Source organism: Cytobacillus sp. OWB-43 (genome assembly GCF_034651445.1).
GTDB lineage: Bacteria > Bacillota > Bacilli > Bacillales > Cytobacillaceae > Cytobacillus > Cytobacillus kochii.
Window position 1 is genome coordinate 975,823 of the sequence record NZ_JAYEFF010000001.1, and the last position, 22,957, is coordinate 998,779.

21 protein-coding genes are annotated in these 22,957 nt (G+C 36.1%); 3 read left to right on the plus strand and 18 right to left on the minus strand.

Translation table 11 applies throughout. From position 1 onward, the window contains the following. Positions 1–16: 16 nt before the first annotated feature. Both U9M49_RS04820 and U9M49_RS04825 read right to left on the minus strand, forming a co-directional pair. Positions 17–1,027 (minus strand): fatty acid desaturase, encoded by a 1,011-nt coding sequence (locus U9M49_RS04820; protein WP_322909399.1) that lies wholly within the window; start codon positions 1,025–1,027, stop codon positions 17–19. Positions 1,028–1,150: 123 nt separating this feature from the next. Then, positions 1,151–1,759, minus strand: a complete 609-nt coding sequence (locus U9M49_RS04825) for a branched-chain amino acid aminotransferase (RefSeq protein WP_322909400.1) — start codon at positions 1,757–1,759, stop codon at positions 1,151–1,153. A gap of 249 nt (positions 1,760–2,008) precedes the next feature. On the opposite strand from U9M49_RS04825, the gene U9M49_RS04830 reads away from it, so the two are divergent. Continuing rightward, complete coding sequence (locus U9M49_RS04830) at positions 2,009–2,536, plus strand: ribonuclease H-like YkuK family protein (RefSeq protein ID WP_322909401.1); 528 nt, start codon at positions 2,009–2,011, stop codon at positions 2,534–2,536. Position 2,537: 1 nt separating this feature from the next. Here the strand turns inward: U9M49_RS04830 and U9M49_RS04835 are convergent, their stop codons facing one another. From U9M49_RS04835 to U9M49_RS04845, 3 genes are all read right to left on the minus strand, one after another. Next, complete coding sequence (locus U9M49_RS04835) at positions 2,538–2,993, minus strand: CoxG family protein (protein ID WP_307318471.1); 456 nt, start codon at positions 2,991–2,993, stop codon at positions 2,538–2,540. 369 nt (positions 2,994–3,362) lie between these two features. Continuing rightward, a complete protein-coding gene (locus tag U9M49_RS04840; protein ID WP_322909402.1) occupies positions 3,363–4,355 on the minus strand; it encodes an LLM class flavin-dependent oxidoreductase in 993 nt (330 codons plus the stop codon). A 14-nt stretch (positions 4,356–4,369) separates the two neighbouring features. After that, positions 4,370–6,940 (minus strand): DEAD/DEAH box helicase, encoded by a 2,571-nt coding sequence (locus U9M49_RS04845; protein WP_322909403.1) that lies wholly within the window; start codon positions 6,938–6,940, stop codon positions 4,370–4,372. A 211-nt stretch (positions 6,941–7,151) separates the two neighbouring features. Between U9M49_RS04845 and U9M49_RS04850 the strand changes: the two genes are divergently transcribed. Next, on the plus strand, positions 7,152–7,685 hold the full coding sequence (locus U9M49_RS04850; protein ID WP_095373185.1) for a YceI family protein: 534 nt from the start codon (positions 7,152–7,154) through the stop codon (positions 7,683–7,685). Between the two features lie 90 nt (positions 7,686–7,775). Here the strand turns inward: U9M49_RS04850 and dacB are convergent, their stop codons facing one another. The 13 genes from dacB to U9M49_RS04915 all read right to left on the minus strand — a co-directional run bounded on the left by dacB (position 7,776) and on the right by U9M49_RS04915 (position 21,716). Next, positions 7,776–9,260 carry a D-alanyl-D-alanine carboxypeptidase/D-alanyl-D-alanine-endopeptidase gene (dacB, locus tag U9M49_RS04855; RefSeq protein ID WP_095373184.1) on the minus strand — a complete coding sequence of 495 codons (1,485 nt, stop codon included), beginning with the start codon at positions 9,258–9,260 and terminating at the stop codon, positions 7,776–7,778. Between the two features lie 248 nt (positions 9,261–9,508). Beyond that, positions 9,509–9,820, minus strand: a complete 312-nt coding sequence (locus tag U9M49_RS04860; RefSeq protein WP_322909404.1) for an MGMT family protein — start codon at positions 9,818–9,820, stop codon at positions 9,509–9,511. A gap of 204 nt (positions 9,821–10,024) precedes the next feature. Further along, entirely contained in the window at positions 10,025–10,987 is a 963-nt protein-coding gene (locus U9M49_RS04865) for a S8 family peptidase (RefSeq protein ID WP_307318464.1), read from the minus strand. Between the two features lie 161 nt (positions 10,988–11,148). Beyond that, a complete protein-coding gene (mug, locus tag U9M49_RS04870; protein ID WP_322909405.1) occupies positions 11,149–11,655 on the minus strand; it encodes a G/U mismatch-specific DNA glycosylase in 507 nt (168 codons plus the stop codon). 247 nt (positions 11,656–11,902) lie between these two features. After that, complete coding sequence (locus U9M49_RS04875; RefSeq protein ID WP_322909406.1) at positions 11,903–13,258, minus strand: aspartate aminotransferase family protein; 1,356 nt, start codon at positions 13,256–13,258, stop codon at positions 11,903–11,905. Continuing rightward, complete coding sequence (gene phnX, locus U9M49_RS04880; protein WP_307318456.1) at positions 13,248–14,066, minus strand: phosphonoacetaldehyde hydrolase; 819 nt, start codon at positions 14,064–14,066, stop codon at positions 13,248–13,250. Before phnX ends, U9M49_RS04875 begins: the two co-directional genes overlap by 11 nt. Next, complete coding sequence (phnW, locus tag U9M49_RS04885) at positions 14,066–15,157, minus strand: 2-aminoethylphosphonate--pyruvate transaminase (RefSeq protein WP_307318453.1); 1,092 nt, start codon at positions 15,155–15,157, stop codon at positions 14,066–14,068. Before phnW ends, phnX begins: the two co-directional genes overlap by 1 nt. Before the next feature lie 14 nt (positions 15,158–15,171). Beyond that, positions 15,172–16,161, minus strand: coding sequence for an extracellular solute-binding protein (locus U9M49_RS04890; protein WP_322909407.1), 990 nt, complete (start codon positions 16,159–16,161; stop codon positions 15,172–15,174). A gap of 16 nt (positions 16,162–16,177) precedes the next feature. Further along, a complete protein-coding gene (locus U9M49_RS04895; protein WP_322909408.1) occupies positions 16,178–17,800 on the minus strand; it encodes an ABC transporter permease subunit in 1,623 nt (540 codons plus the stop codon). Then, entirely contained in the window at positions 17,793–18,545 is a 753-nt protein-coding gene (locus U9M49_RS04900; RefSeq protein WP_307318444.1) for an ABC transporter ATP-binding protein, read from the minus strand. Before U9M49_RS04900 ends, U9M49_RS04895 begins: the two co-directional genes overlap by 8 nt. Positions 18,546–18,876: 331 nt before the next feature. Continuing rightward, positions 18,877–19,647: a DeoR/GlpR family DNA-binding transcription regulator gene (locus tag U9M49_RS04905; RefSeq protein WP_095373175.1), complete on the minus strand. Its 771-nt coding sequence runs from the start codon at positions 19,645–19,647 to the stop codon at positions 18,877–18,879. Between the two features lie 255 nt (positions 19,648–19,902). Then, entirely contained in the window at positions 19,903–21,171 is a 1,269-nt protein-coding gene (locus U9M49_RS04910) for a TRAP transporter large permease (RefSeq protein ID WP_095373174.1), read from the minus strand. Beyond that, the gene (locus U9M49_RS04915) at positions 21,168–21,716 is read right to left on the minus strand and encodes a TRAP transporter small permease (protein WP_095373173.1); all 549 of its coding nucleotides are present in this window, start codon (positions 21,714–21,716) and stop codon (positions 21,168–21,170) included. Before U9M49_RS04915 ends, U9M49_RS04910 begins: the two co-directional genes overlap by 4 nt. 192 nt (positions 21,717–21,908) lie before the next feature. Here U9M49_RS04915 and U9M49_RS04920 point away from each other — a divergent pair, with 192 nt between their 5' ends. After that, positions 21,909–22,937: a DctP family TRAP transporter solute-binding subunit gene (locus U9M49_RS04920; protein WP_322909409.1), complete on the plus strand. Its 1,029-nt coding sequence runs from the start codon at positions 21,909–21,911 to the stop codon at positions 22,935–22,937. The last annotated feature ends 20 nt before the right edge of the window (positions 22,938–22,957 follow it).

A 22,957-nucleotide genomic window follows, 5' to 3' on the forward strand; every position in this document is an offset into this window, starting at 1 on the left:
TTATAGCAGATTATTATTAAGATACCGGTACTTTTCGGTATTGTTTTACCGCACGGTAGCCGACAAATATTTTCTTCTCTTCATCCCAAAGCTTAAAGCGAAGAGATTCTAGGCTTGTTGCTAGTGAAATGGTCGGTACATTTTGTAATTGCTCACTGTTAGTATGTGCTTTCTCTAATTCGTAATTTGGGACTCTTGGAGCTAGATGGTGTACATGATGGTAACCAATATTTCCTGTCATCCATTGCAGTGGTTTTGGCAATTTGTAAAATGAACTGCCTTCAATTGCTGCACTCACATATTCCCACTCTTTATCTGGCTCAAAATAAGAATCTTCAAATGTATGCTGGACATAGAATAACCAAATACCAGCTGCACCAGAAATCAGGAAAATCGGGGTTTGCACAAGTAGGAATGCTTCCCAGCCGATGAGATAACACATGAAAGCATATAAAGCAACAATTCCTACATTGGTTAAATACGTATTTAATCTCTCCGGTAAACGAGCACCCTTTCGATTAAAACGATTTTTAAATAAAAATGTGTAAATCGGACCTAATCCAAACATAATGATTGGATTACGGTAAAGTCGATAACCAACCTTCGTTAAAAAAGAGGCATCCATATATTCTTTAACAGTCAATAACCATATATCTCCTGTCCCACGCTTGTCCAAGTTACTGCTTGTTGCATGATGAACGGAATGATCATGTGCCCAAGCGCTATATGGAAAAATCGTAATAATCCCAGCAATCGTTCCCACAATTTTATTCGCTTTGCGGCTTTTAAAGAATGAATTGTGACAGCAATCATGAAAGATGATAAATATACGTATTAAAAAGCCCGCCGCTAAAACAGATAAAGCTAATGTCAATAAATAATGAATGGAAAGTGAAAAATAAGCAAGTGTCCATAAACCCAAAAATGGTACAAGCGTATTGATTAATTGATATATACTTTTGTTACGATTCGCCTTTTCAAATGGCAGCATTTGTTTTCTCAATGTTTTCAAACGTTCTTTTGTCATATTGTAAGTTCCTTTCCTTCAATATAATTTAATAATAAAGACGTCTGAAAATACTGTGAAGACATAGGTGTCATCACGCAACCATGATAAATGTCATGTATCCATTAAGACCAACTACTAATATCAGCCTTCAAGCTCAATTATTAGGTCAAATAAAACTTTATATATAAGAGAAAAAGCTTCGCCTATCTTCATATCTTCAGAAAATCCTTCAATATAATCTAACGTAAAGTTAATTTCCCATAAGCCATCTTTTTGATTAAACATAGGGCTCAGTCGCGCTTCATCACTTGTGAAGATTGACATAAAATAGGCTTTAATTTCTTTTTCCTTTTTCTTAGGCTGCTTTAAACCAATCAAGCAATCATAAGTACGGAATAAATCATCTACTTCAAAAGAAAGTGATTCAACATTTAGTTGATCGAACCATACGGATTCAACATAGACGAATTCATTGATATGTTGCTTAAAATAAGTGATCGGCTGCTCAAAAAATTCACTGGCCGATTCTGTCCCAAGAAAGTTTTCTGTTTCTTTATCGCCTCTTTCAATATAACTATCAAAAAAGCGCTTTTTAGGGTCGAGGACATTTACCTCTTTTTCATCTATTATCTCCTGCTTTTTAGCGTAGTTTAATTCTTCAATAAATAGTAATTCCCCATTATCTTTTGCTTGTTTGATTCTTTCGACTAACTGTTCTTTAAACATTATTCGCACCTCTTTGTCTTTCATTGCAAGTTTTTCTCCTTTACATTCTACACAACTCTCTATCATGCTTTCAACAATGGAAAATCAATATAGACGAACATCCACTATCAATGGGCCCAATAAAGGCCATCTTAGCCTTTTTCAATCCGTTTAGCTTGCAGGATGGTCATAAAATTTATCTTAAAATCTTTACTTCTTTCATATGTATAAAATAGGCTGCAATTGATTCATGAAGGTTCGTGAATGCATAAACTATAAATTAAAAATGTGGTGATGACTTTGCAAATACTTCCTTTTCAAAATTTAAAAGAGAAAAACTTAACATTTGAAAATGTCTTTGAGCGCATTCTTCACTTCATGTACATCCAACCGAGAGGAAATTATAAACTGATTGTTGGAACAGACTCTCAAGTACATCCTGCCCATACTTTATTTATCACTGGTATAGTGATTCAAAATGCAGGAAAAGGAGCGTGGGCTTGTATTAGAAAATGTTCCGTCCCACGAAAGATGCTTCATCTACATGAAAGAATTTCTTTTGAAACTTCTTTAACTGAAGAGATTGTTGCATTATTTGATGAAGAGAAGAAAAACAAGATGATTGATATTGTCTTACCATTTATTTACCAAGGTGCAAGTTTTACGATGGAAGGCCATTTAGATATTGGTGCCGGCTCTCGTAATAAAACGAAGGAATATGTAGCTGAAATGGTCGCAAGAATGGAATCCATTGGTGTGGAAGCCAAAATAAAACCAGAGGCATATGTCGCCTCTAGTTATGCAAATAAATTCACAAAATAAATTACTGATGCAGTGAATACTGCTGTTCTGCTTTCTCTGCGACTGCATTCGTTAACTCAGTTGTAATTTCGGGAAGAGAGGTTTCTAAAATAGCATTCGCCATTTTTGCCATCATTCCCTCAGCTACAATCTCTAAAAAGCCCGTCATCACTACTTCTTTTTTAGAAGAATTTACACTCGAGAAAAAACCATTGCCCTTAAATTTCTCATTGATACCTGTTAAGTTAAATGTCACTTTATTAGGCGCCTGCCATCTAGTGATATCGACCTGTAGCTCTATCTTTTTTTTCATTAAACCGACATCTACTTTAAACACCCAGATGGAGCTTTTTTCATTTAATATTTCATGCCTTATATATCCAGGAACAAGTGGTGCCCAATGATTCATATCACTAACAAACTGCCATAGGTGGTCAATTGATACATTTACCTTTTTCTCATGATGAAAGCTTGCCATTATACCTCTCTCCTTCATTCTCGTCTTAGATGCTACTGCCTTATTTCTATTCAAGCAGTAAGGGAAACATGCTATCGAATTTATGATTAACGCATCGTAAACGAAAACAAATTAGAAACTTTAGAGGTAAAAGCTGCTTGCTTAAAATTGACATTGCTTCAATTTAATACAACCCATATACCTCTCATGTTTGCCCTTTTAAAGAGCGGAAAAAAAGAAAATAAATTCTTCTAGACATGAGCAATAAATATTTATTTATAGAGGAATAGCAACCAGCTTTCGTTTGACCATGACAAAAAAAGATAAGAGCTTCCCCCTATAAATATTGAAGAAATAATGAGTAGGTTGCTTCACATTCCCTTTATATCTCTAAAAAACTGGTTTGTTAATCATATCAGCCAATAATTTATATGACTTTAGACGATCTTCATAATCATGTGTTATTGTCACGATCATGACTTCATCTATGCCGTATTGGTTTGTAAGACTTAACAAGTCTCTCTTGACCTTTTCCGGATTACCAATAATCATTCTTTCTTTCATCTTAGCGACTTTTTCTTGTTTTGCAATGAAATAGGGATGCTTAATTGCTTCCTCTACTGAAGGTACTTCTTGCTTCTCTCCATCATCTGATTGGAGATGCCATAATAATACTGAGGTAGCTATTTCTTCAGCCTTTTCATCTGTTTCAGCACAAATAACAGAGACGGTTAACATCATATTTTGTTGTTCGCTCTTGCGCTTCTCTTTAAAAAGATCAATCGCTTCTTTTCCATTAGCATCACTCATAAATTGTCCAAAACAGTAATGTAACCCCTTTTCAGCTGCTAAACTAGCACTTTTATGGCTTGTTCCTAACATCCACACTTCAGGCTTTATTGGGGGGATGGGACTTGCCTTTACTTTACGAAAAAGATGGTCTTCTGGATGATGGTCATTTAAAAAAGCAAGTAGTGTATCAATAGACTGGGGCCACTCTTTGACAGCTTGCAAATAATTCCCTGCTAGTGCAATACTTGCTTCAGCAGATGCACCTGGTGCTCTTCCTATGCCGAGGTCTATACGTCCTGGAAAAAGTGTGCTTAACAAATGAAAGTTCTCTGCCACTTTAAAAGGTTTATAATTCGGTAGTAACAACGCACCCGAGCCAATCCTTATAGTTGACGTTTGTGATGCAATATATGTCATCATAATTTCAGGAGAGGAACTAGCGAGCCCAGGCAAGTCATGATGCTCTGCAATCCAATAGCGGTAATAGCCTAATTCATCCGCTGTTTTTGCTAACTGCAGTGATGCCTCAAGTGCTTCTTTTGCTGTCTTGCCTTTTGCAATTGGTGATTGATCTAAAATACTCAGCTTCACATTACCCCTCCTGTTTACCTCTTATAGTAACGTCTTCTTCTACTCGGTTGATTCTTATGGCAATCATCGCAAATGTTAAAGGCATGATCCCAAGCTAAAGATTTTCCACAACGCTTACATGTTTTTTTCATATTTGCAATATCATCATCTAATCGTTCAAACACATGATTAGATATATCGTCCCTCACTCTTTCCCAATAGATGGCTTCAGTATGTTGACCTAATTTATAGAGAAATAGTAAATGAAGACCTATTGCTTTATATGAATACTCAAGGTCTTCAAGATTACGGTTTCTTAACCTTGGTTCAGGCAGCTCTTCATGATCAATGATACTGTACATCGCCTGCTCCCATTGCCGAATCAAGTCCGCTTCTTTTTTTGAAAAAGGTAGATGTAAGAAACTGTACAAATCTTTTAAAGGCATTCTCGCCTCAATCTCTGTCCCTCTAACCAGTTCATAAAGCTCCCTTTCTTCACTTAATGTTGCTTTCTTAGTTCCCTTTGGACTCTCAAATAAATCCCAGAGTTCAAAAAACTTCCCTAAATCACGATAATACGAAAGAAAGCGATCAAAAATGGCTGAAGTAGGTGCAATAGCAAAACTTTCAATCGGAGCATCTACTTGTGATAATAAACTGCTCATTAACTTAATCCGGTCAAAAAAGGCCACTCTACCTACAGGGTAAATACCTTTTCTCCCCGCTCTCCCAGCAATCTGTTTCACTTCTTGAGATGTCAGTGTGCGACGTTTCGTACCATCAAATTTCTCCGTTTCCAAAAAAACAATCCGTCGTATCGGTAAATTTAATCCCATTCCGATTGCGTCTGTTGAGACAATGACATCAGATTGACCAGCTATAAAGCGATTAACCTGTTTTTTCCTCGTTTCAGGTGGCATACTGCCATATATCATACTCACTTGATGACCTTTTCTTTGTAACATAGACGCTGTTTCGAGTACCCTTTTACGTGAGAAACAAATCAGCGCGTCACCCTCTTTTACGTTTTTAAGAGTGAACTCTTCACTGTCTACTTCCAAAGGGGCTTCTCGTTTATATCTATGTATTTCAACATTGCTATCTCCAATTAATTGCAACAGCATAGCTTCGGCATTTTTACTCGCAATAATATGCACTTCTCTCGCATTTGCCTTTGTGATTGCCTTAAACCAAGCATAGCCACGGTCCTTATCACTAATCATTTGTGATTCATCTATAACAATGACATCATAATCATCTTTCTCATAAAACATTTCAACCGTACAAGCTAAATGTGTCGCACCTGAGGTTTCTCGTTCTTCTTCTCCAGTTTTTAAAGAACAGGGTGTTCCTTCATTGTTTAGCTTTTCATAGACTTCAAGCGCCAACAAACGTAATGGGGCTAAATATAACCCGGATGGGGCTGCTTTCATTTTCTCTAGTGCTTGGAACGTTTTCCCTGTATTTGTTTCACCAATATGAAGAACAAATTTCTGATAAATATTCTTTCGGCTCTCATAAGCAGAGCCAAAAATATCATTCAACATTTTTTGTTGTTGTTCTTCTTTTTGTCTCCGTTCCCGTTCTTCTTGTTTGCGCTTCATTTTTCTTTCTTTCACTTGTATTTCATATAAGCTTCGCTGCTCTTCTAAATCAAAATTCTCATTTGCTATCTTCAATAAATCTTTCACATAATCTTCCATGATTCGGCCTAGTGCATTTGGAATTATATCTTCCCAATCAATTAGATCTAACAACTTCTCTCCAGTCAAACTATGCTGGAACAAAGATTGATATTTATCAATATGACCTTGACCAAGATGTAATAGAAGCGCTTGTTGTATAAGCGTATGTAAAGTTTCTCCTACCATTTGTTCGTATTCAAAATAGTATGTTTCATACTCAAAATACCATTTATTTTTTATCATCACTTTGTGGAGATTACCTGTAAACTCTTCAAAGAAATCTTCTACACGGGGGTAATCATCAACGATAAATGGCCCCACTTCCACTAAAGGTTCTTCTAAGTAACGTGATTCCGTCTCATGATACTTCACTCTATTTGCTAAATCCGTTTCAAGCTTTAAAGCCAATTTATGTCTTAAAGCTAAAAAGAGATTTTCACTGTTTTTTGACAACCATTGTTCTGCTTCTTCACATAGAAATTCTTGATAGGCGTATCTTTCTTGTTTGATCTGGCGTTCTTTTTCTTCTTGAAGATATTTTTCTCTTGCATAAACATAACGTTTGGCCCACTTTTCAGGTTGATCTGCAAAAATCGAATGTAGCAAACTATTTACATTTAATGGACGGAACTCAATGACTTCTTTCCTAAATGCTTGATTTAACGTTTTCTTATTCATATCTTCAATAACATAGTTTTTTTTCTTTAAATATTCCTTCTTATGAAAACGAGAGAGTTTGTTTGTCGCTTTATTACTCCACACATTTTGCCAAACTTGTGCTAAAAACGGAGCTCGATCTTTGATATATTGTGAAAAACTTAACATTTGTTCATTTGCACCTAAATAATAATCTATATCTTCATAAATTTTCATTTTTGTATATTCAATCGCTTGACGATGGATATCCTCTAATTGCTTCATTCCTTTAACTCCTCTAACAAATACATATTATTCCTATTGTATACGAACTCTTGTCACTTCACTACCATAACATATCGCACTTCCGCGAAAAAATTATTAGAAAATTTAAAAATAAAATTGACAAACACGGATGGCGAGATTATAATTATTTCGAAATCAATTATTTTTAATTTGAGATTTATTAATCAAAGATATATAGGAGGAAAATAAAATGGCTAAAACAAAGTGGACGTTAGACCCAGCACATAGTAGTGTTGATTTTTCTGTTAAACATATGATGATTGCTAATGTAAAGGGATCATTTACAGCGTTTGATGCTGTTATTGAAGCTGATCCTAAAGATTTAACAACAGCGGATATTTCATTAACAATCGACTCAGCTAGTATTGATACCAAAAACGAAGATCGTGATAATCATTTAAAATCACAAGATTTCTTCGATGTTGAAACCTATCCAAAAATTAATTTTAAAGCAACGAATATTGTAAAAAATGGGGAAAATGAATATAGCGTGACAGGTGATCTGACGATTAAAGATACAACAAAACAAGAAACGCTTGCAGTCGAATTTGAAGGAACGGGAATTGATCCATGGGGAAATACAAAAGCTGGATTTAACGTAACTGGATCAATCAGCAGAAATGATTATGGATTAACATGGAACTCTACATTAGAAACGGGTGGCGTTCTTGTCGGAGACAAAATCAAAATTAGTTTAGATGTTCAGGCTAGCAAGGGTGAGTAATTTTTATCAGAATCTTATTTAGAAATAAAGACGATTACAAAAACGCTTGGTGTCCAGCATCCAAGCGTTTTTGTAATGATAGAGCGTAGTTTATTGTTCAGCTAAAATGGTAGCAATTTTATCTTCAATGATTTTCCCCTTTGACCCATCTACCATATTATTCAATATAATAGAAAATACATATCTTTCTCCTGACTTGTTATCCACATAGCCTGAAAGCGAGCTAACAGTTGAAATCGATCCTGTTTTTGCATAAACATGACCCTCAGCTGGAGAGTTTTTCAGTCGATTTCTTAATGTACCCCCTACCATTCTGTCCGCATGACCAGCTACTGGTAATGAATGAAAATACACATCAAACCAAGATTCCTTCTGTACTTCGTATAAGAGTTTGGAAAGCTCATTAGCTGGTAATAAAGTGACATGAGAGATGCCTGATCCGTCTCTTAAAAGCATGGTATCTTGATTGATTCCCCAAGCATTCAATTCATCTGCTAAAACTTCTAATCCTGCATCCCAACTGCCTTCATTTTTAACTACTTTCCCCATTTCTTTGATTAAAATTTCGGCATGTGTATTATTACTCAACTTCATAAAGGGAATGAGCAATTCCTCTAACGGCATGGATTGTTGTTCATACAACACTTCTGTTTGATTAGGTGCGACTCCTACCTTAACGCCACCATGGATTTTAATACCCTCATCTGCTAAAGAATCCTTTAATAACTCTAAAGCATACTGTGTTGGCTCCCATACGGCAATCCACTCTCTACTAGATGTAGCTTCTATAGGAATCGTCCCAGTGATGGTTATCTCATTTGTACCATGTTCTCTTACAATATCAATTTCTTTCTTATCAGATGCACCAACGGTTTTAGCGTTATTGTTGATTTTGACATATCTATTGTTCGGCTGCAGAGTTATTTCTGGCTTTTTCCCCTCTTGTTTACCTGGTTTTACCTCGACAATTACACTTCCAGCATCATAATCTTCATTCGGACTTACAGTCAATGCTGATATTTGCGCACCATAATAATAACTCTCATCTTTCCAGATGATATCTTCTGACAAACGTTCATCATCATACCAACTATCATCTGCAATAAGTTGACCCTTAATCATTTTAATACCTTGTTTTTTTAATGCTTTAGCCATGTTAGTAAAATCTTCTTTCAATAAAGTTGGGTCGCCATACCCCTTTAAATAAATATCCCCATGGTGGACAGAGCCCCGTTGCTGGCCTATCGATAATAATTCTGTTTTAAAGCGATAATCTTCACCTAATACTGACAGTGCTGCTGCTGCTGTTAATAGTTTCATATTAGAAGCTGGTCGTAATCTAGTATCAGCTATATGTTCATAAACAATCTTCCCTTCTTCTGCGCTCCTCACGCTAACACCAGCAAGAGCTCCCGCTAACAGTGGATCATTGTTAATAAGTTGATTAAGCTTCTGAACTAACTCATCACCTTCTTCATTAGCCGAAACTTTAGGTTCCACTGCTGATTGAAACGGTGTATAGGCAATTGAAAATAGTAGTACAACCGTCAACAAACTCACTAAAGCTTTTTTCATTTTCCCTCATCCCCTCCTATATTCTTCCTGTCTACATTTCTCCTACATAGATTGACAAAAAACTACATCTATATGTATTGAACTTCGCTTTTTCTTCATTTTTCTCCTTTAAGTGAATGGATGTGTTTTTCCTTCTGTCCTAAATAGGTAGCAATGACTAGTCAATCATTTCTTTCAGCAAAACTAGGCATACTTAGGGGAAAAAAAGAGGAAAGATAGAGAACAAACCTTGACTGTGTGTTAGTGCTTCACTTGGCGCGGTCATACTGTGAGCGACTCATATCCACTTGATGAGCCTGTATAAAGAAAACTCCTTCTTGTTCAAGTAACTCTTTTTGCATATCGGCTTGGTGGCAATCATTTAGTCTAATTTCACCTACTTTATTGACCACTCTATGCCAGGGCAAACCATATTTATGACTCATTGAATGGAGAATGCGAACAACTTGCCTTGCACCACGGGGGCTACCAGCATATGTTGCGATTTGTCCATAGCTCATTACTCTTCCTTTAGGGATTTCTTTAATTATTTTAATCACTGTTGCTGTAAATGGCTGCATATCCTTTCCTCCAAACGCGCTCGTTTTGTTACTAGTATAATAAACTAAAGGATCATAACATAGTCTCAATTCATTCATCATAAAATACATGTAATACAAAACTACCAAGCCTTGAGAATCTTCTATCTTCATTATTAGACAAAAAATAACAAGAACAAATTCAAAGAAGCAGAATTTGTTCTTGTTTTTAATACAATCAATATATTAACTTTTTACTAATCTATTTTTTACTACTTCAGTTAATACACGGTTTAAATGCTCTGGTACAGTTAAATAAAGTAGACCGTTTCCTTCTAATTTTGGCGAATAGCCCAGCGGAACAGTTCTTCTAATCAATTGCGCATATGACTCAGGCTCTGAGAAATCTCTTTCAAATGTAACTTGAGAAAAATCTTTTATTAATGCCAAAGCCCCTGCGACGTGTGGTGCGGCCATTGATGTACCGCTTAGTTTTGCATATTTACCATTTAAAAAAGTAGATAATATTTCTTCACCAGGAGCGACCAAATCAATTTCGGTATGAGAATTGCTGAAAGGTGATGATTCGCGGTTTAAATTAACAGCACCAACACTAATGACTTCATTATATGAACCTGGATAAGCAAGCTCATCGGTATTATCATCCCCGTCACCTTCATTTCCAGCTGCACAAACAACGAGAATATTTTCTCCGACGGCTTTTTGTATCGCTTCATGTAGTTCTGGAACATCTTCAGGGCCACCTAGTGACATCGATATAATATCTACTTTCTGTTCAACCGCATACAATATTCCATTTATAATCCAATCATATTGACCAGATCCATCTTTGTTCAATACTTTTACAATTAACAAATCTGCTTCCGGGGCTACACCAATTACTCCTGATTCATTAGCAGTAGCAGCAATTGTACCAGCAACATGTGTGCCGTGACCATTATGGTCATCTAAGATATCTGGTGAACTCCCATCATCGTCTGTAAAGTTTCTACCACCTATAATTCTCGCTTTTAAATCTGGGTGGTCTATGTCACAACCTGTATCTAATATTGCCACCTTCATGCCTTTTCCTTTCGTCTCTTTCCAAATCTCAGGTGCCTGAATCAATTGTATTCCTTGCGGCGTTTCATTGACATCTGTCACTTGATCATTGACTGTGTAAGGCATTACTCTAACTAATTGCTTCATCCTTTATCCCTCCCTAACATAATCGTGAAAACCATTTGGTCCCTTCAACGCATAGACAAGAGAATTTTGAAGCGATACAAGTTGTATCATTATTATAACAAAAGATTAAATATTCTGAAAGAAATTAGACCTTTTTTTCTCTCGGTCTTTTTTCCTGTTTTTTACTTCCGTAACTTTTCCCTCAATTGTTTATAGATATCGACAATTTCATCTATTTTCATTCTTACAAGCCCGCTTGATGAAGGTGCAACAAAATCAATTACACCTGGTACAACCGATTCGCTCTGAAATCCCCAAGATACCTTCTTTTTCTTACTAAATTCTTGATATACACCTTTCCCTACATAACAGGCCACTTCAGGTTGATATTTTTTTAGTTTTTCTAATAGTTCTAATCTACCTGCTTGATATTCTTCCTTCGTAATATCGCTAGCCGCTTTAGTTGGTCTTGAGACAATATTTGTTAAACCATATCCTAATTGAAGTAATTGATGATTTTCTTCTGGTAAGTAAACCCGTTCAGTCAGCCCAGATTGATAGAGTATTTTCCAAAACCGGTTATGACGGTTGGCATAATGAAATCCATTTTCTGCAGACTTTACACTCGGGTTAAACCCAATAAATATGACTTTTAAATCCTTTTTGAGATGATCATCTATCGGTTTCATTTATCTTTACTCCTTTTATTTTTTCATACAATAACCATAGCATGTGAATGATCATTTTTGCATTGATACAATCTACAATTTTTTTGAGTGGAAGAAAAAAAGACATTTACAATCTTAAAAATGGACAGTGATTATCCTGACAATCATTTTCATCATTTAAAGTGCTGTTTAGACGATTTCTTAATTTTTATGATGTTGCACTATGCATGCAGAAAACAAAAAAACCTCTCTAAAAAATGAGAGGTTTTTATGCATGATATGCTCTCAAGCCATTCTCCAGTAACTCAATAGCTAAGCTTGCTTCTTTCTCTTTGATAATAAGGGGTGGATGCCATGTGATGCAATTGCCAGCTGCTACTTTAAACGATAGACCATGCTGCAAACAGTAGTAGAGAAGAAACTCGGTCAACTGCTCATCTTTTTCTTTTGTGTCTCGGCTTTTAACAAGCTCGATCGTTATTAACAATCCGCAGATTCGTAAATCCCCAATGCAAGTATACTGCTCCGCTAGTTTTTTTAACTTAGCCGCCATGAATTGAGATTGGCTCAAACTATTTTCTTTTAACCTGTAATCGTCAATATAGTTAAGCATGGCAACGATAGCGGCACTGCCTATTGCTGGCTTTTCATGTGTATAATGACCGAGTGAAACTTCTGCCGCCGTATCAAGCACTTTTTTCACTAAAACGGCAGCTTGTGGCACGATGCCTCCGCCTAATCCTTTTCCCAATACAAGGATATCTGGTTCGATATCATATAATTGATGCACATAACATTCACCGCTTCGGTAAAAGGCGGTTGGAATCTCATCAAAAATGAGTAGGATTCCATGTTCGTCACATATTTTTCTTAACCTTTTAAAATAAGATCGTGGAGGAATATGCGTGTCTGTTGCTCTAATTGGCTCTAGTAAGATGCAACTAATATTCCCTTCATTTATAATCACATACTCCAGATAATTTAACGACTTTTCAGCGATATCTTCTGGTGAGCTTGCACCAAAGACATTCCGGTAGGACTGGTAGGACATTACTTTAATCATCCCAGGTAACATCGGACCAATACCGTTTTTAAATACAGACTCTCCTCCCGCAGAGATTGCATCTAAGCCAGCCCCATGAAATGACTCCCACATGGAAATCACTTTATGATTGCCAGTCACTTTTCTAGCAATTTTCATAGCAAGCCCTACTGCTGCACTGCCTGAGGGAACGAATAATACTTTGAAATCTTTTGAGATCGTCTTCTCTATTAACCTTTCTCCTGCCTCCATCGCAATGTCAGCAGTAAATCTCCGCGGAATAAAAGGCAAAGTATTCATTTGTTTCGTGATAGCTTCAATCACGTACGGATTTTTATAGCCGACTTGATGCAAGCTATTGCCATGGAAGTCTAAATAACGTTTTCCCTCTCGATCGATTAAGTAGCAACCGTCTGCGTCAACAATGGTTTGTAGACAAGGAGTCGACATCGATTGCCTTATAAAGACCGCTTCGTCGCGCCAAAGTGTTTCTCGACTTACCTGATCAAGTGAATGATTCCACCTCATCCGTGAAGGGCTATTATTCACGTCTCCTTCACGGTGTGCTTCTTTATTTTTCAATAGCTTCCCTTTCCTTCCCGGATCCTTGAAGATTAATTGTTTCTATCAGTGAAGGTAATTCTGTCATTGTCTCAATTGTAAAATCAGCCCCTGCGCTTATAAAGGCTTCTTTTGTTCGTGCCATTTCTCTCTGTTGTTCCTCTCCAGATAATTTGTTAAATTCATTGGCTGATAAGCCCATTTCAGAACTACCAACTATCACCCCAACCGTCCATACGCCGGCTTGCGCACCTTCTTTCATATCTGAAATCGTGTCTCCAACCTTCACGACGTTTTTCACACTCGATACTTTTAATGCCTGCAAGTTTTTAAAGATCATAAACGGATACGGTCGACCGTACGAATCGGTATCATCAGCCGTAAAGTAACAATCAGGTGTATAGCCTTTTTCCTTTGCTAAGGGTACAACAATATCCATCATTGTGCTCGTATAGCCTGTCGTTGACCCTATTTTCAAACCATTTGCTCTTAACTCTGTAACCGTTTCGACCACACCAGCTATCGGATCAGTAAAATGAGCTAATGACTGCAATAAAGCCGGTTCGAATTTGCTATACAACCTTTCTACATCTGTTTCAGTGAATGGCTTGCCATTTTCTTCTTCCCAAAGACATGCAATCCGGGGCATCGACAGCATGGCGCGAATATGATCGATCTTTAGCATGCCCATTGGTTCTCTCGCCTCTGCCATCGTCACCTCAATACCCGCATCTTTAAAAATATCAATAAAGACGTTTACAGGTGCAAAACAACCAAAATCTACTGTCGTACCCGCCCAATCAAATATCACTGCTTCTATTTTTTTCATTATGCTTTCACTCCCAAATAGTTTTCGATAATATCACATAAACGGTTAATATCTTCTTCGTAAATTTCGCCAATATTGCCCATTCTAAAAGTATCTTCATCAGTTAGTTTTCCTGGATAAATAACAAACCCATGTTCTTTCATATAATCATAGAAAGCTTGAAAACTAAATTGATCGTTCGGATAAATAAAGGAAGTAATAATTGGTGATTGTTTGTCCTCACTAATATATGTATCAAATCCAATGGCTTTCATTCTCTTCCTTAATAACTGATTATTATTTCGGTATCGTTGTTCACGAGCAGGAACCCCTCCTTCTGTATCCAGTTCATCCAAGCTCTTCCCGAAAGCAGCAACGACATGAGTTGGTGAAGTATAGCGCCATTTGCCATCTTTGTCCATCACTACCCATTGATCATATAAATCGAGTGAAAGGCTTCGTGCATTACCTTTACAAGAGATGATTTTCTCTCTTTTAGCAATCACAAATCCGAACCCTGGCACTCCTTGAATACATTTGTTCGCACTGCTTATTAAGAAGTCAATTCCAAGTGCAGGTATATCAATTTCCATTCCGCCAAAGCTTGACATTGCATCAATAATTAATGTTTTATTTGTTTCTTTAGCAACGTTGGCGATCATCTCAAGTGGATTAAGAATACCTGTCGTTGTTTCACAATGGACCATGACGATATGTGTAATTTCGTTATCTAAAGACAATAAATTTTTAATCTCTGCTTCTTTCGGATATTCATTATAGGCAACAGCGTAATGCGTATGCTTGATACCAATATAGTTAGCGATTTTGACCATCCTCTCACCATAGGCACCGTTCGTAATAATCAATGCTTTATCCTCTTTACTAAAAGCAGAAGTCATAACTGATTCCACTGTAAAAGTGCCGCTTCCTTGCATCAAGACAACGGTATAGTCATCATTTTCTGCATGAGCAAGTTTTAATAAATCTGTGCGGATTTTTTGCGTAATTTGCTTATAATCATCATCCCAAGTACAACGATCAAACAACATTTCTCTTTTAACCGCCTCTGTCGTTGTTAATGGACCTGGTGTTAATAATTTATATTGTTTCATTCGTAAACTCTCCTTTATTTAGCTGAATTAAAGAATGCTTGATGTTTCTCTAATAACTCTAATGTCATTGGTTCTGAGAATATTTTTTGATTGCTAGCAATGTTTTCATCTGCAACCGTCTCGCCATCGTACAAAGCAACTGGATAATAGTCGATTAAACCTTCTCTCGCTTCTTTTACCAGAACTTCAGCCATTTCTTCCGCTAATTCTTTTTGCTCTTCACCTTTATCAATGACGGCAATCGATTCTGTAGTTGAGAAGTTCCCTTCTGTTGGATCGATAAAATCAATTGGTGCGCCTCCCGTTTTTGCAGCAACCGCTTGATGACGCAATCCAAATCCAACCGCGACTTCCCCTGCTTGCACCTTTTTAATAGAACCAGAACCTGAACTTTCTAAATGGGGCCCTGCATTTTTTATAATCCCAGCCATAACCTTCTTACCAGTTTCTTCTCCATACTCACTAATAATTGCCTGAATAAGCATCCATCCTGTGGAAGAATCCATAATATTAGGAATTGACACTAAGCCTTCGTATTGTGGTTCTGCCAACTCTTTTATTGAGGTCGGGACTTCTAGCCCTTTTTGCTCTAAAAGAGAAGTGTTATAAAATAACGAACCAGTATTAGCTAATAAAGGAGTATAAAAGTTAGGATATTCTTCTAAACTACTTGTATCGAAACTTAAATCTTTAAACATGTCATGTTGCTTTTCAGCACTTTCTAAAAAGTAAGAGCTCATTGTGACGATATCTGCTTCAATACTTTTCCCTTCTGCTAATAATTTTCCTCCTAATTCTGATGTTCCTAATGATTGAATTAAATAGTCTCCTTCAAAGCCAGCATCGTTTAATGTTTCTTCCATCACGTTTACTGCTTCTTCATCACCATTTGATAAGATCACGACTTGATTACTGTCACCACTTGCTGCCTCCCCTCCACATCCAGCTAGAATCATGACGATAGCAACTGACAAGAGTGTGAACCATTTTTTATTTTTTCTCATGTTACATCCCTCACTTTTATATATTTTTTAATGATCTTCTTTTTTGTAAATAATCACAGAGTAGTTTGATAATGAGATTAGTGAAGAAGATCAGTAAAGATAGTACAAAAATGTCATTAAATTTAGCAAAGTGCTGTAGTTCTTTGATCTTACTTGAAACAAGCGATGTTTGAGCAGATACGAGAAAAATAATTCCGCTAATCGTGACCATCGCATTGATAAAATAATAACTAAACATTTCTATCACTGTGCCCCAAGAGTTTGGCAGAATCACTCGGTAAATCGTTTTAAACCAACTATCTCCGAGTAATCCTCCCGTTGTTTCCCATGTCGGGTTCATCTTAGATAGAGAATTTTTCGCCATTAAGTAAGGCGTTGTGTAGTAGTGGACAATATTGCATACAATAATAATGATAAACGTGCCTTTTAGACTACTATTATTGAAAAGTAATAGATACGATAGACCAAGTACCATACCAGGCAAGGTATTTGTAATCATTGAAACAATATCAAACGCGCCTTTTCCTTTTATCTTTGTTCTCGCATTAATAATCGCTGAACTGTAGGCTATCAATATCCCAAATAATGTCGTAAAAAGAGCAACGATTAGAGAATTCTTATACACACCAATGAGGTCATTTGATTGAAATACATTGATGAGATGATTCCATGTAAAAGTTGAATCGTAAGGAAAACTTGTTAAAAACGGTGCAATGAACATCACCAGAAAGACAGATAACATACCAATGATGACAATGGAAGATAATAACGCAAAACTCATATCTCTGCCTTTATGTTCAACCATTTCAATCTCAGTGAATTTGTCATAATGGAAATTGAATCGTTCTAAATATTGCAGTAAAAAAACACCGAATAAGGCTGGTAAGAGCATTAATATAGCGATGACTGCCCCATGGCTGAAATTCGGGATTGAACCAAGCATCACTTGATAAAGTTGAGTAGAAACAACCGAGTATGTTCCGCCAATTGAAGCTGGTATCCCATAATCAGTAAAACTTAGAATAAATGAGAGTACAAAGGCTCCACCTATAGCTCCAGTTAATGGACGTAAGATCGTATGAAAAAAACTTCTCCAAGTACCGTCTAACATCAACTTTGAAACAACCATGAATCTCTTATCTATATACATAAATGAGTTATTGATAATAAGAAAGGCAGCCGGTAAAGTGTAAATTGTATAGCCTAACAACAAGCCATTAAATCCATAGATATTAAATAAGGGTTGTCCCATGAGCTGCGTGATTAATCCTTGATTACCAAAAGAATACATAATCGCAAAACCGTATGTAATCGTAGGTAACAACATAGGAATAAGTATCCCAACTTTAATGATACTTTTATAACGTTTTTCAATATTCGTACAATGTAATGCGTAAGCAATCATAAACGCTAACACAGTTGAAATTACGGCTGTTAATCCTGAAACTTTTATACTGTTCATGAACGCTGTTATTAGTTCGCCATTCGCTAGTACATTTATATAATTAGTTAATTCAAGGCCATTGGTTGTTTGGAAGGAGCGGTAGAATAATGCCAGCATTGGCGATACTAGAAATACCGAGAATAATAGGATGATAGCCATATAGATGACTTTCATTTCCAACTTGATATTAGGCATATTGCTCACCAAACAAATGAAAAATATTTTGCCTTTTAATGTGGAGTTGTTTGAGTATAAAATCTTTCACAAATTCATTATTCGGTTCATGAATGATTTCATGTGGGGTACCAAATTGTGACACATGACCTTGATTAATAATTAAAATTTTATCTGACAAAGTTAACGCCTCTTCCGGATCATGCGTAACAATAATGGTTGTCAATTGAAATTGCTTAGCAATCGACTTGATTCTTTCTTTAATGGACTCTTTTATCACCCCATCTAATGCACTTAACGGTTCATCTAATAGAAGAATTCTTGGTTTCATCACTAACGTTCTCGCAAGCGCGACTCTTTGTTTTTGCCCGCCAGATAGTTGACTGATTTTCTTGTCCAAATGTGGACCGAGCTCAAGGAAATCAATATATTCGTGTAATTCATTCTTTGAGTCCATAGATTTCTTATTCTTCAAGCCATATACAATATTTTCATAGGCGTTTAGATGGGGAAATAATGCATAATCTTGAAAAACAATATTAAAGCCCCTATCCTTCATCTTTACATTCGTTAAATCTTCATTCTCATAATAAATTTTTCCACTATCCATTTTTGTCAATCCTAAAATGATGTTTAATAACGTTGTTTTTCCACTTCCACTTTGACCAAGAAGTGACACGATTTCTCCTGGTTGTATTTCTAAATCAATATTTTCTAATACTGATTTGTTATGATATTTTTTAGATACATTCTCAAGTTTGAGCATATTTAAATCCTCCAATAGTTAGAAAATTCAGTATTTAAAACTGAGCATTCCCCTCTTTTAATCTCCAAATATTTACCAAGAGGAATGATAAAAAGTGTCACAATGATAAAAATTAACCATGTTATAGACCCCTTTACCGCCTACAAAAAATATTATCGCTGCTGAAGTAAGTCTCTTTACTTTAAAAACCGTTTTTCATAATTAAATCAGCATCTAGAAATCCTAACCACGATACAATAGTGCGGCAACCGGCATTGGAATAATCATTTTTCCATTCCCCTCTGAACTAAGGAGGGCAGCAATCAGCTACCTAAACTGCATCCCTCTCCTTTTAGCTCTGTATCCATTGTTCTTTAGTAAGGTCAACTGTGTCCGAATAATCGATATTCGTAATAAAGTAATTCACTTCTTCTAATGAGGCGATTTTATAATTGGCTACCTTATCCACCTTAGAATCATCACTTAGCACATAAGATTTTTTTGATTGCGAGATAAAAACTTGTGACAGAAGACATTTATCTAAGTCATAACTTGTAAATCCAGCTTGATTAGCCACACCGTCGATGGCAATAAATGCTTTATCGACATAAAATTCTTTTGCCATTTTTTCTGCCAAAGATCCGGTTGTACGGAAGTGATCATTACGAACATGTCCACCTAAGAAGATAAGTTCACCTGTGAAACTTCTTAACTCCTCTCTTTCCATTAATTTAATCGCGATGGGAAAGGAATTCGTTATCACTGTAATGCCTTCTTTCATTAATAAACCATCAGCCATCTGCATCGTTGTACTTCCTTCATCAATGAAAAGTACATCACCATCTTCAACAAGTGAAGCTGCTTTCTTACCAATCAATTTCTTTTCGTCGATATGAAGAATTTCTCTTTCAAACATCGACAATTCATTATTTACAGGCTCAACTTTGACTGCACCACCATGAACTTTTTTTATTTTATATTCATTTGATAATTCTTCTAAGTATCTACGAATGGTTTCCGTTGATACATGAAATTCTTTCGCCAATTGATTAACCTTCACTTGTCCAAACTCTTGGATTAAACTCATAATCTTCTTCTTTCTTTCTTCGGCTAGTAGAGACATCCATGTTTGCTCCCTTAATCAAAATTCTTTTGTTGTTTTACTTTGTTTTATTTTGTTTTATGTTGTTTTTTATTATATAAGCAAGAATATCACATGTATACCATCCTGTCAGAGAATCTCACAAACATTTACAAAACCTTAAATATCATTTACAACCGCTTAAAGGGTTTTACATATTTCTTATATTTGTTGATTTATAACAACACAAAAAGACCGCCAAAGACATTGCTTTGGACGGCTCTATTACTCAATGATTTACTCTGCTAACAGCAAAGAGATTTCAGGGAATATGATAACAAGAATCAGTGCAACCACCATAAGCAAATAAAAGGGAACCACACCTCTAATCACTTCACCAATTTTTTCTTTTGTAATTCCACTAACTACGAATAGATTTAGCCCTACCGGAGGAGTAATCATCGCTAACTCCATATTAATCGTCATAATAATGGCAAAATGTATGATATTGATATCAAACAATACTAATACAGGTAGTAAGATTGGCAAAGTGATTAAAATAATCGCTGTTGCCTCCAGAAACATCCCCAATAAGAAAAACATCAAGTTGACACCAATTATAAATATCCACTTATTTGCTGCACTAGCTTCAATCCATTGAGCAAAAATCTGTGGTACTTGTTCCGTTGTTAAGAACATCCCAAAAACCATGGCTGAAGCAATTACTAAGAAAATCATCGCAGTTATATTAATAGACTCTTTTAATACTTCTCGAAATTTATTAAAAGTCATCTCTTTGTAAATAAATATCGACACAATTAAACCGTATAAACAAGAAACAAAAGCTGCTTCAGTTGGCGTGACAGCCCCACTATAAATGCCACCTAAAATAAAAACGGGTAGTAAAAAGCCCCAGATTGCCTTATATGTCTTTTTCCATCTCAATTGAAAGGGAACTTTTTCTAATCTACCATAATTATGTCTCCTTGCATGAAATATAGCTGAACACAAAAGTAAACTTGTTAGTAGCAAACCAGGGATTATTCCTGCAGCAAATAATTTACCTACTGAGGCTTCTGCAACTGTTGCATAAATAATTAACGGAATGGACGGTGGGATTAATATACCTAGCGTTCCAGCAGCTGCCACTAAACCCATCGAATATCTTTTACTGTAACCTGCCTTTACCATCGCAGGAATCATAATCCCACCAATTGCTGCAGCTGTGGCTGGGCTTGAGCCTGAGATGGCAGCAAAAATCATGCAGGCAAGGATAGTGACAACAGCTAATCCACCGCGAAAATGACCGACCCATGATTTTAGTGCTTCAATTAAGTGAAAGGATATGCCACCTTTGGACATAATCACCCCTGCAAAAACGAATCCGGGAATCGCCATTAAAGTTGCTGAGTTTAAAGCATTAAACATCTTCAAACCAACCGTATAAAGCGTAAAATCTACCATAAATAAAGCAACGATACTAGATAGGCCAAGGCTGACTGCGATTGGAACTCTTAATAAACAAAGAATCGTAAATACAACAAAGAGGACAATAATCGCACTCATAAACTAACCCCCTTGTTATGATTTTCTCTATTTTGTTGTTCAATTTCTTCATATAATTCTTCTACTTCACCTGTTAACTCTTTCTTGTCTCCTTTAGCAGATCTATAAGCTTTTCTAATGAAGTAAAGCCCTAGTAGTCCCATACTGATAGGTAATACAAGTAAAGTAATCCAAATCGGAATACCTACGTCAACAGTTTCAGTACCTTGTACTCTTGTAAGCGTTACCAATTTAATGCTTGTAAACATTAAAAAAAAGGCAAAACCCGCACCGATACAATTGCTAATACAGTTAATAATCATTTTTGCTTTGTAAGATAAACGATCAAATAGGATTTCTACACTGATATGACGATTTTCTTTTAAAGCGATACCAAAACCCAAAAAGATGGACCAAACAATCAAAAATTCAAAAATCTCTGTCACCCAAGCTTGCGGCATATTGAGGATATACCGTGTAAATACCCCATACAGACTTACAAACACACCAGCAATAAATAACAAACCAGCCATTCCCTCTTCTAAGCTTGATAGTTTCTTAAGCATGACGATTATCAACTCCCTTTTGTAGATTGTATCCAATATTTATACTTTACTATAAAACAAATGAATAATAAACAGAATATTTATTTATTTTTATTTATTCACAATTTTCATTTATTTTGTTATAATTCTAGATATTGTATCCAATATACTATTTTGTAAGCGATTTCTTTTGTAACTTAGGGGGGTTTTTCCATGTTAAGAGTAAAATCGATTTTTGTCCTTTGCCTTTTGATTATCGTTGGAACACTTCTGTCTGGTTGTCAAAGTCACCCTACACATGCAGATGCTACCCAAGTAAACGGCGTTCAAGCAATGACTATTAAGATATCCCACGTAGTTGCAGAAAATACCCCCAAGCATAAAGGGGCATTAAAAATGAAAGAAGTGATTGAAGAACAATCCAATGGGAAGATCCGAGTTGAGATTTTTCCTAATAGCTCCTTGTTCGGTGATAAAGATGAGTATCAAAACTTAATTGCCAATAATGTTCAATTCATCATGCCGGAAATGACAAAATTAGTTGGTTCTGAAGTCGGTTTTAATATTCCAGGTATGCCTTTTCTATTTGAAAATGATGAAGCTGCTGAAAATTTTTGGGATGGACCAAAGGGGAAAGAAGTATTAGCGCGTTTACAGAAAGATAAAGTATTAGGGTTAACCATGTGGCCAAACGGAGCCAAGCATGTGACAAATAATAACCGTACTATATCCTCTCCAAGTGATTTTGCTGGATTGAAAGTGCGGACAACTGGAGGGCAACTATTAGAAGAACTATATAAATCATTAGGGGCCGGCTCAAGTTCGATCCCTTTCGGAGAGCTATATACTGCCTTGCAACAAGGAACGGTCGATGGTCAAGATAACCCGTATAGCAACATCGAATCGAAAAAGTTTGCTGAAGTACAAGAGTACTTAACCATTATCGGTATGAACCGTGTTGACTATGCATTACTAACAAACACAACTTTTTGGGATGGATTAAATGATGAGAGCAAGCGTATTGTGCAAGCTGGAATCGACGCAGGTACAGAGATTGCTAGAGATTCTGCTGAAAAGCTCAATGATGAAGCTTATGTAAAAATACAAAATGAGAGCGATATAGAAATAAATGAACTGACTGATGAAGAGATAGAAGCTTTTAAAGAGCATTTACAGCCAGTGTATGATAAATGGAAGGAAATTATTGGCGAAGATATTATTGAGGATGCTGAAAAAAGATAATCCACATTTCCAATAATTAC

What these genes read in the sequence shown, in the direction of transcription:
- U9M49_RS04820 (WP_322909399.1), bottom strand. Translation starts at nt 1,027, where the DNA reads ATGACAAAAGAACGTTTGAAAACATTGAGAAAACAAATGCTGCCATTT.
- U9M49_RS04825 (WP_322909400.1), bottom strand. Translation starts at nt 1,759, where the DNA reads ATGAAAGACAAAGAGGTGCGAATAATGTTTAAAGAACAGTTAGTCGAA.
- U9M49_RS04830 (WP_322909401.1), top strand. Translation starts at nt 2,009, where the DNA reads ATGACTTTGCAAATACTTCCTTTTCAAAATTTAAAAGAGAAAAACTTA.
- U9M49_RS04835 (WP_307318471.1), bottom strand. Translation starts at nt 2,993, where the DNA reads ATGGCAAGCTTTCATCATGAGAAAAAGGTAAATGTATCAATTGACCAC.
- U9M49_RS04845 (WP_322909403.1), bottom strand. Translation starts at nt 6,940, where the DNA reads ATGAAGCAATTAGAGGATATCCATCGTCAAGCGATTGAATATACAAAA.
- U9M49_RS04850 (WP_095373185.1), top strand. Translation starts at nt 7,152, where the DNA reads ATGGCTAAAACAAAGTGGACGTTAGACCCAGCACATAGTAGTGTTGAT.
- dacB (WP_095373184.1), bottom strand. Translation starts at nt 9,260, where the DNA reads ATGAAAAAAGCTTTAGTGAGTTTGTTGACGGTTGTACTACTATTTTCA.
- U9M49_RS04860 (WP_322909404.1), bottom strand. Translation starts at nt 9,820, where the DNA reads ATGCAGCCATTTACAGCAACAGTGATTAAAATAATTAAAGAAATCCCT.
- U9M49_RS04865 (WP_307318464.1), bottom strand. Translation starts at nt 10,987, where the DNA reads ATGAAGCAATTAGTTAGAGTAATGCCTTACACAGTCAATGATCAAGTG.
- mug (WP_322909405.1), bottom strand. Translation starts at nt 11,655, where the DNA reads ATGAAACCGATAGATGATCATCTCAAAAAGGATTTAAAAGTCATATTT.
- phnX (WP_307318456.1), bottom strand. Translation starts at nt 14,066, where the DNA reads ATGAAAAAAATAGAAGCAGTGATATTTGATTGGGCGGGTACGACAGTA.
- phnW (WP_307318453.1), bottom strand. Translation starts at nt 15,157, where the DNA reads ATGAAACAATATAAATTATTAACACCAGGTCCATTAACAACGACAGAG.
- U9M49_RS04890 (WP_322909407.1), bottom strand. Translation starts at nt 16,161, where the DNA reads ATGAGAAAAAATAAAAAATGGTTCACACTCTTGTCAGTTGCTATCGTC.
- U9M49_RS04895 (WP_322909408.1), bottom strand. Translation starts at nt 17,800, where the DNA reads ATGCCTAATATCAAGTTGGAAATGAAAGTCATCTATATGGCTATCATC.
- U9M49_RS04900 (WP_307318444.1), bottom strand. Translation starts at nt 18,545, where the DNA reads ATGCTCAAACTTGAGAATGTATCTAAAAAATATCATAACAAATCAGTA.
- U9M49_RS04905 (WP_095373175.1), bottom strand. Translation starts at nt 19,647, where the DNA reads ATGTCTCTACTAGCCGAAGAAAGAAAGAAGAAGATTATGAGTTTAATC.
- U9M49_RS04910 (WP_095373174.1), bottom strand. Translation starts at nt 21,171, where the DNA reads ATGAGTGCGATTATTGTCCTCTTTGTTGTATTTACGATTCTTTGTTTA.
- U9M49_RS04915 (WP_095373173.1), bottom strand. Translation starts at nt 21,716, where the DNA reads ATGCTTAAGAAACTATCAAGCTTAGAAGAGGGAATGGCTGGTTTGTTA.
- U9M49_RS04920 (WP_322909409.1), top strand. Translation starts at nt 21,909, where the DNA reads ATGTTAAGAGTAAAATCGATTTTTGTCCTTTGCCTTTTGATTATCGTT.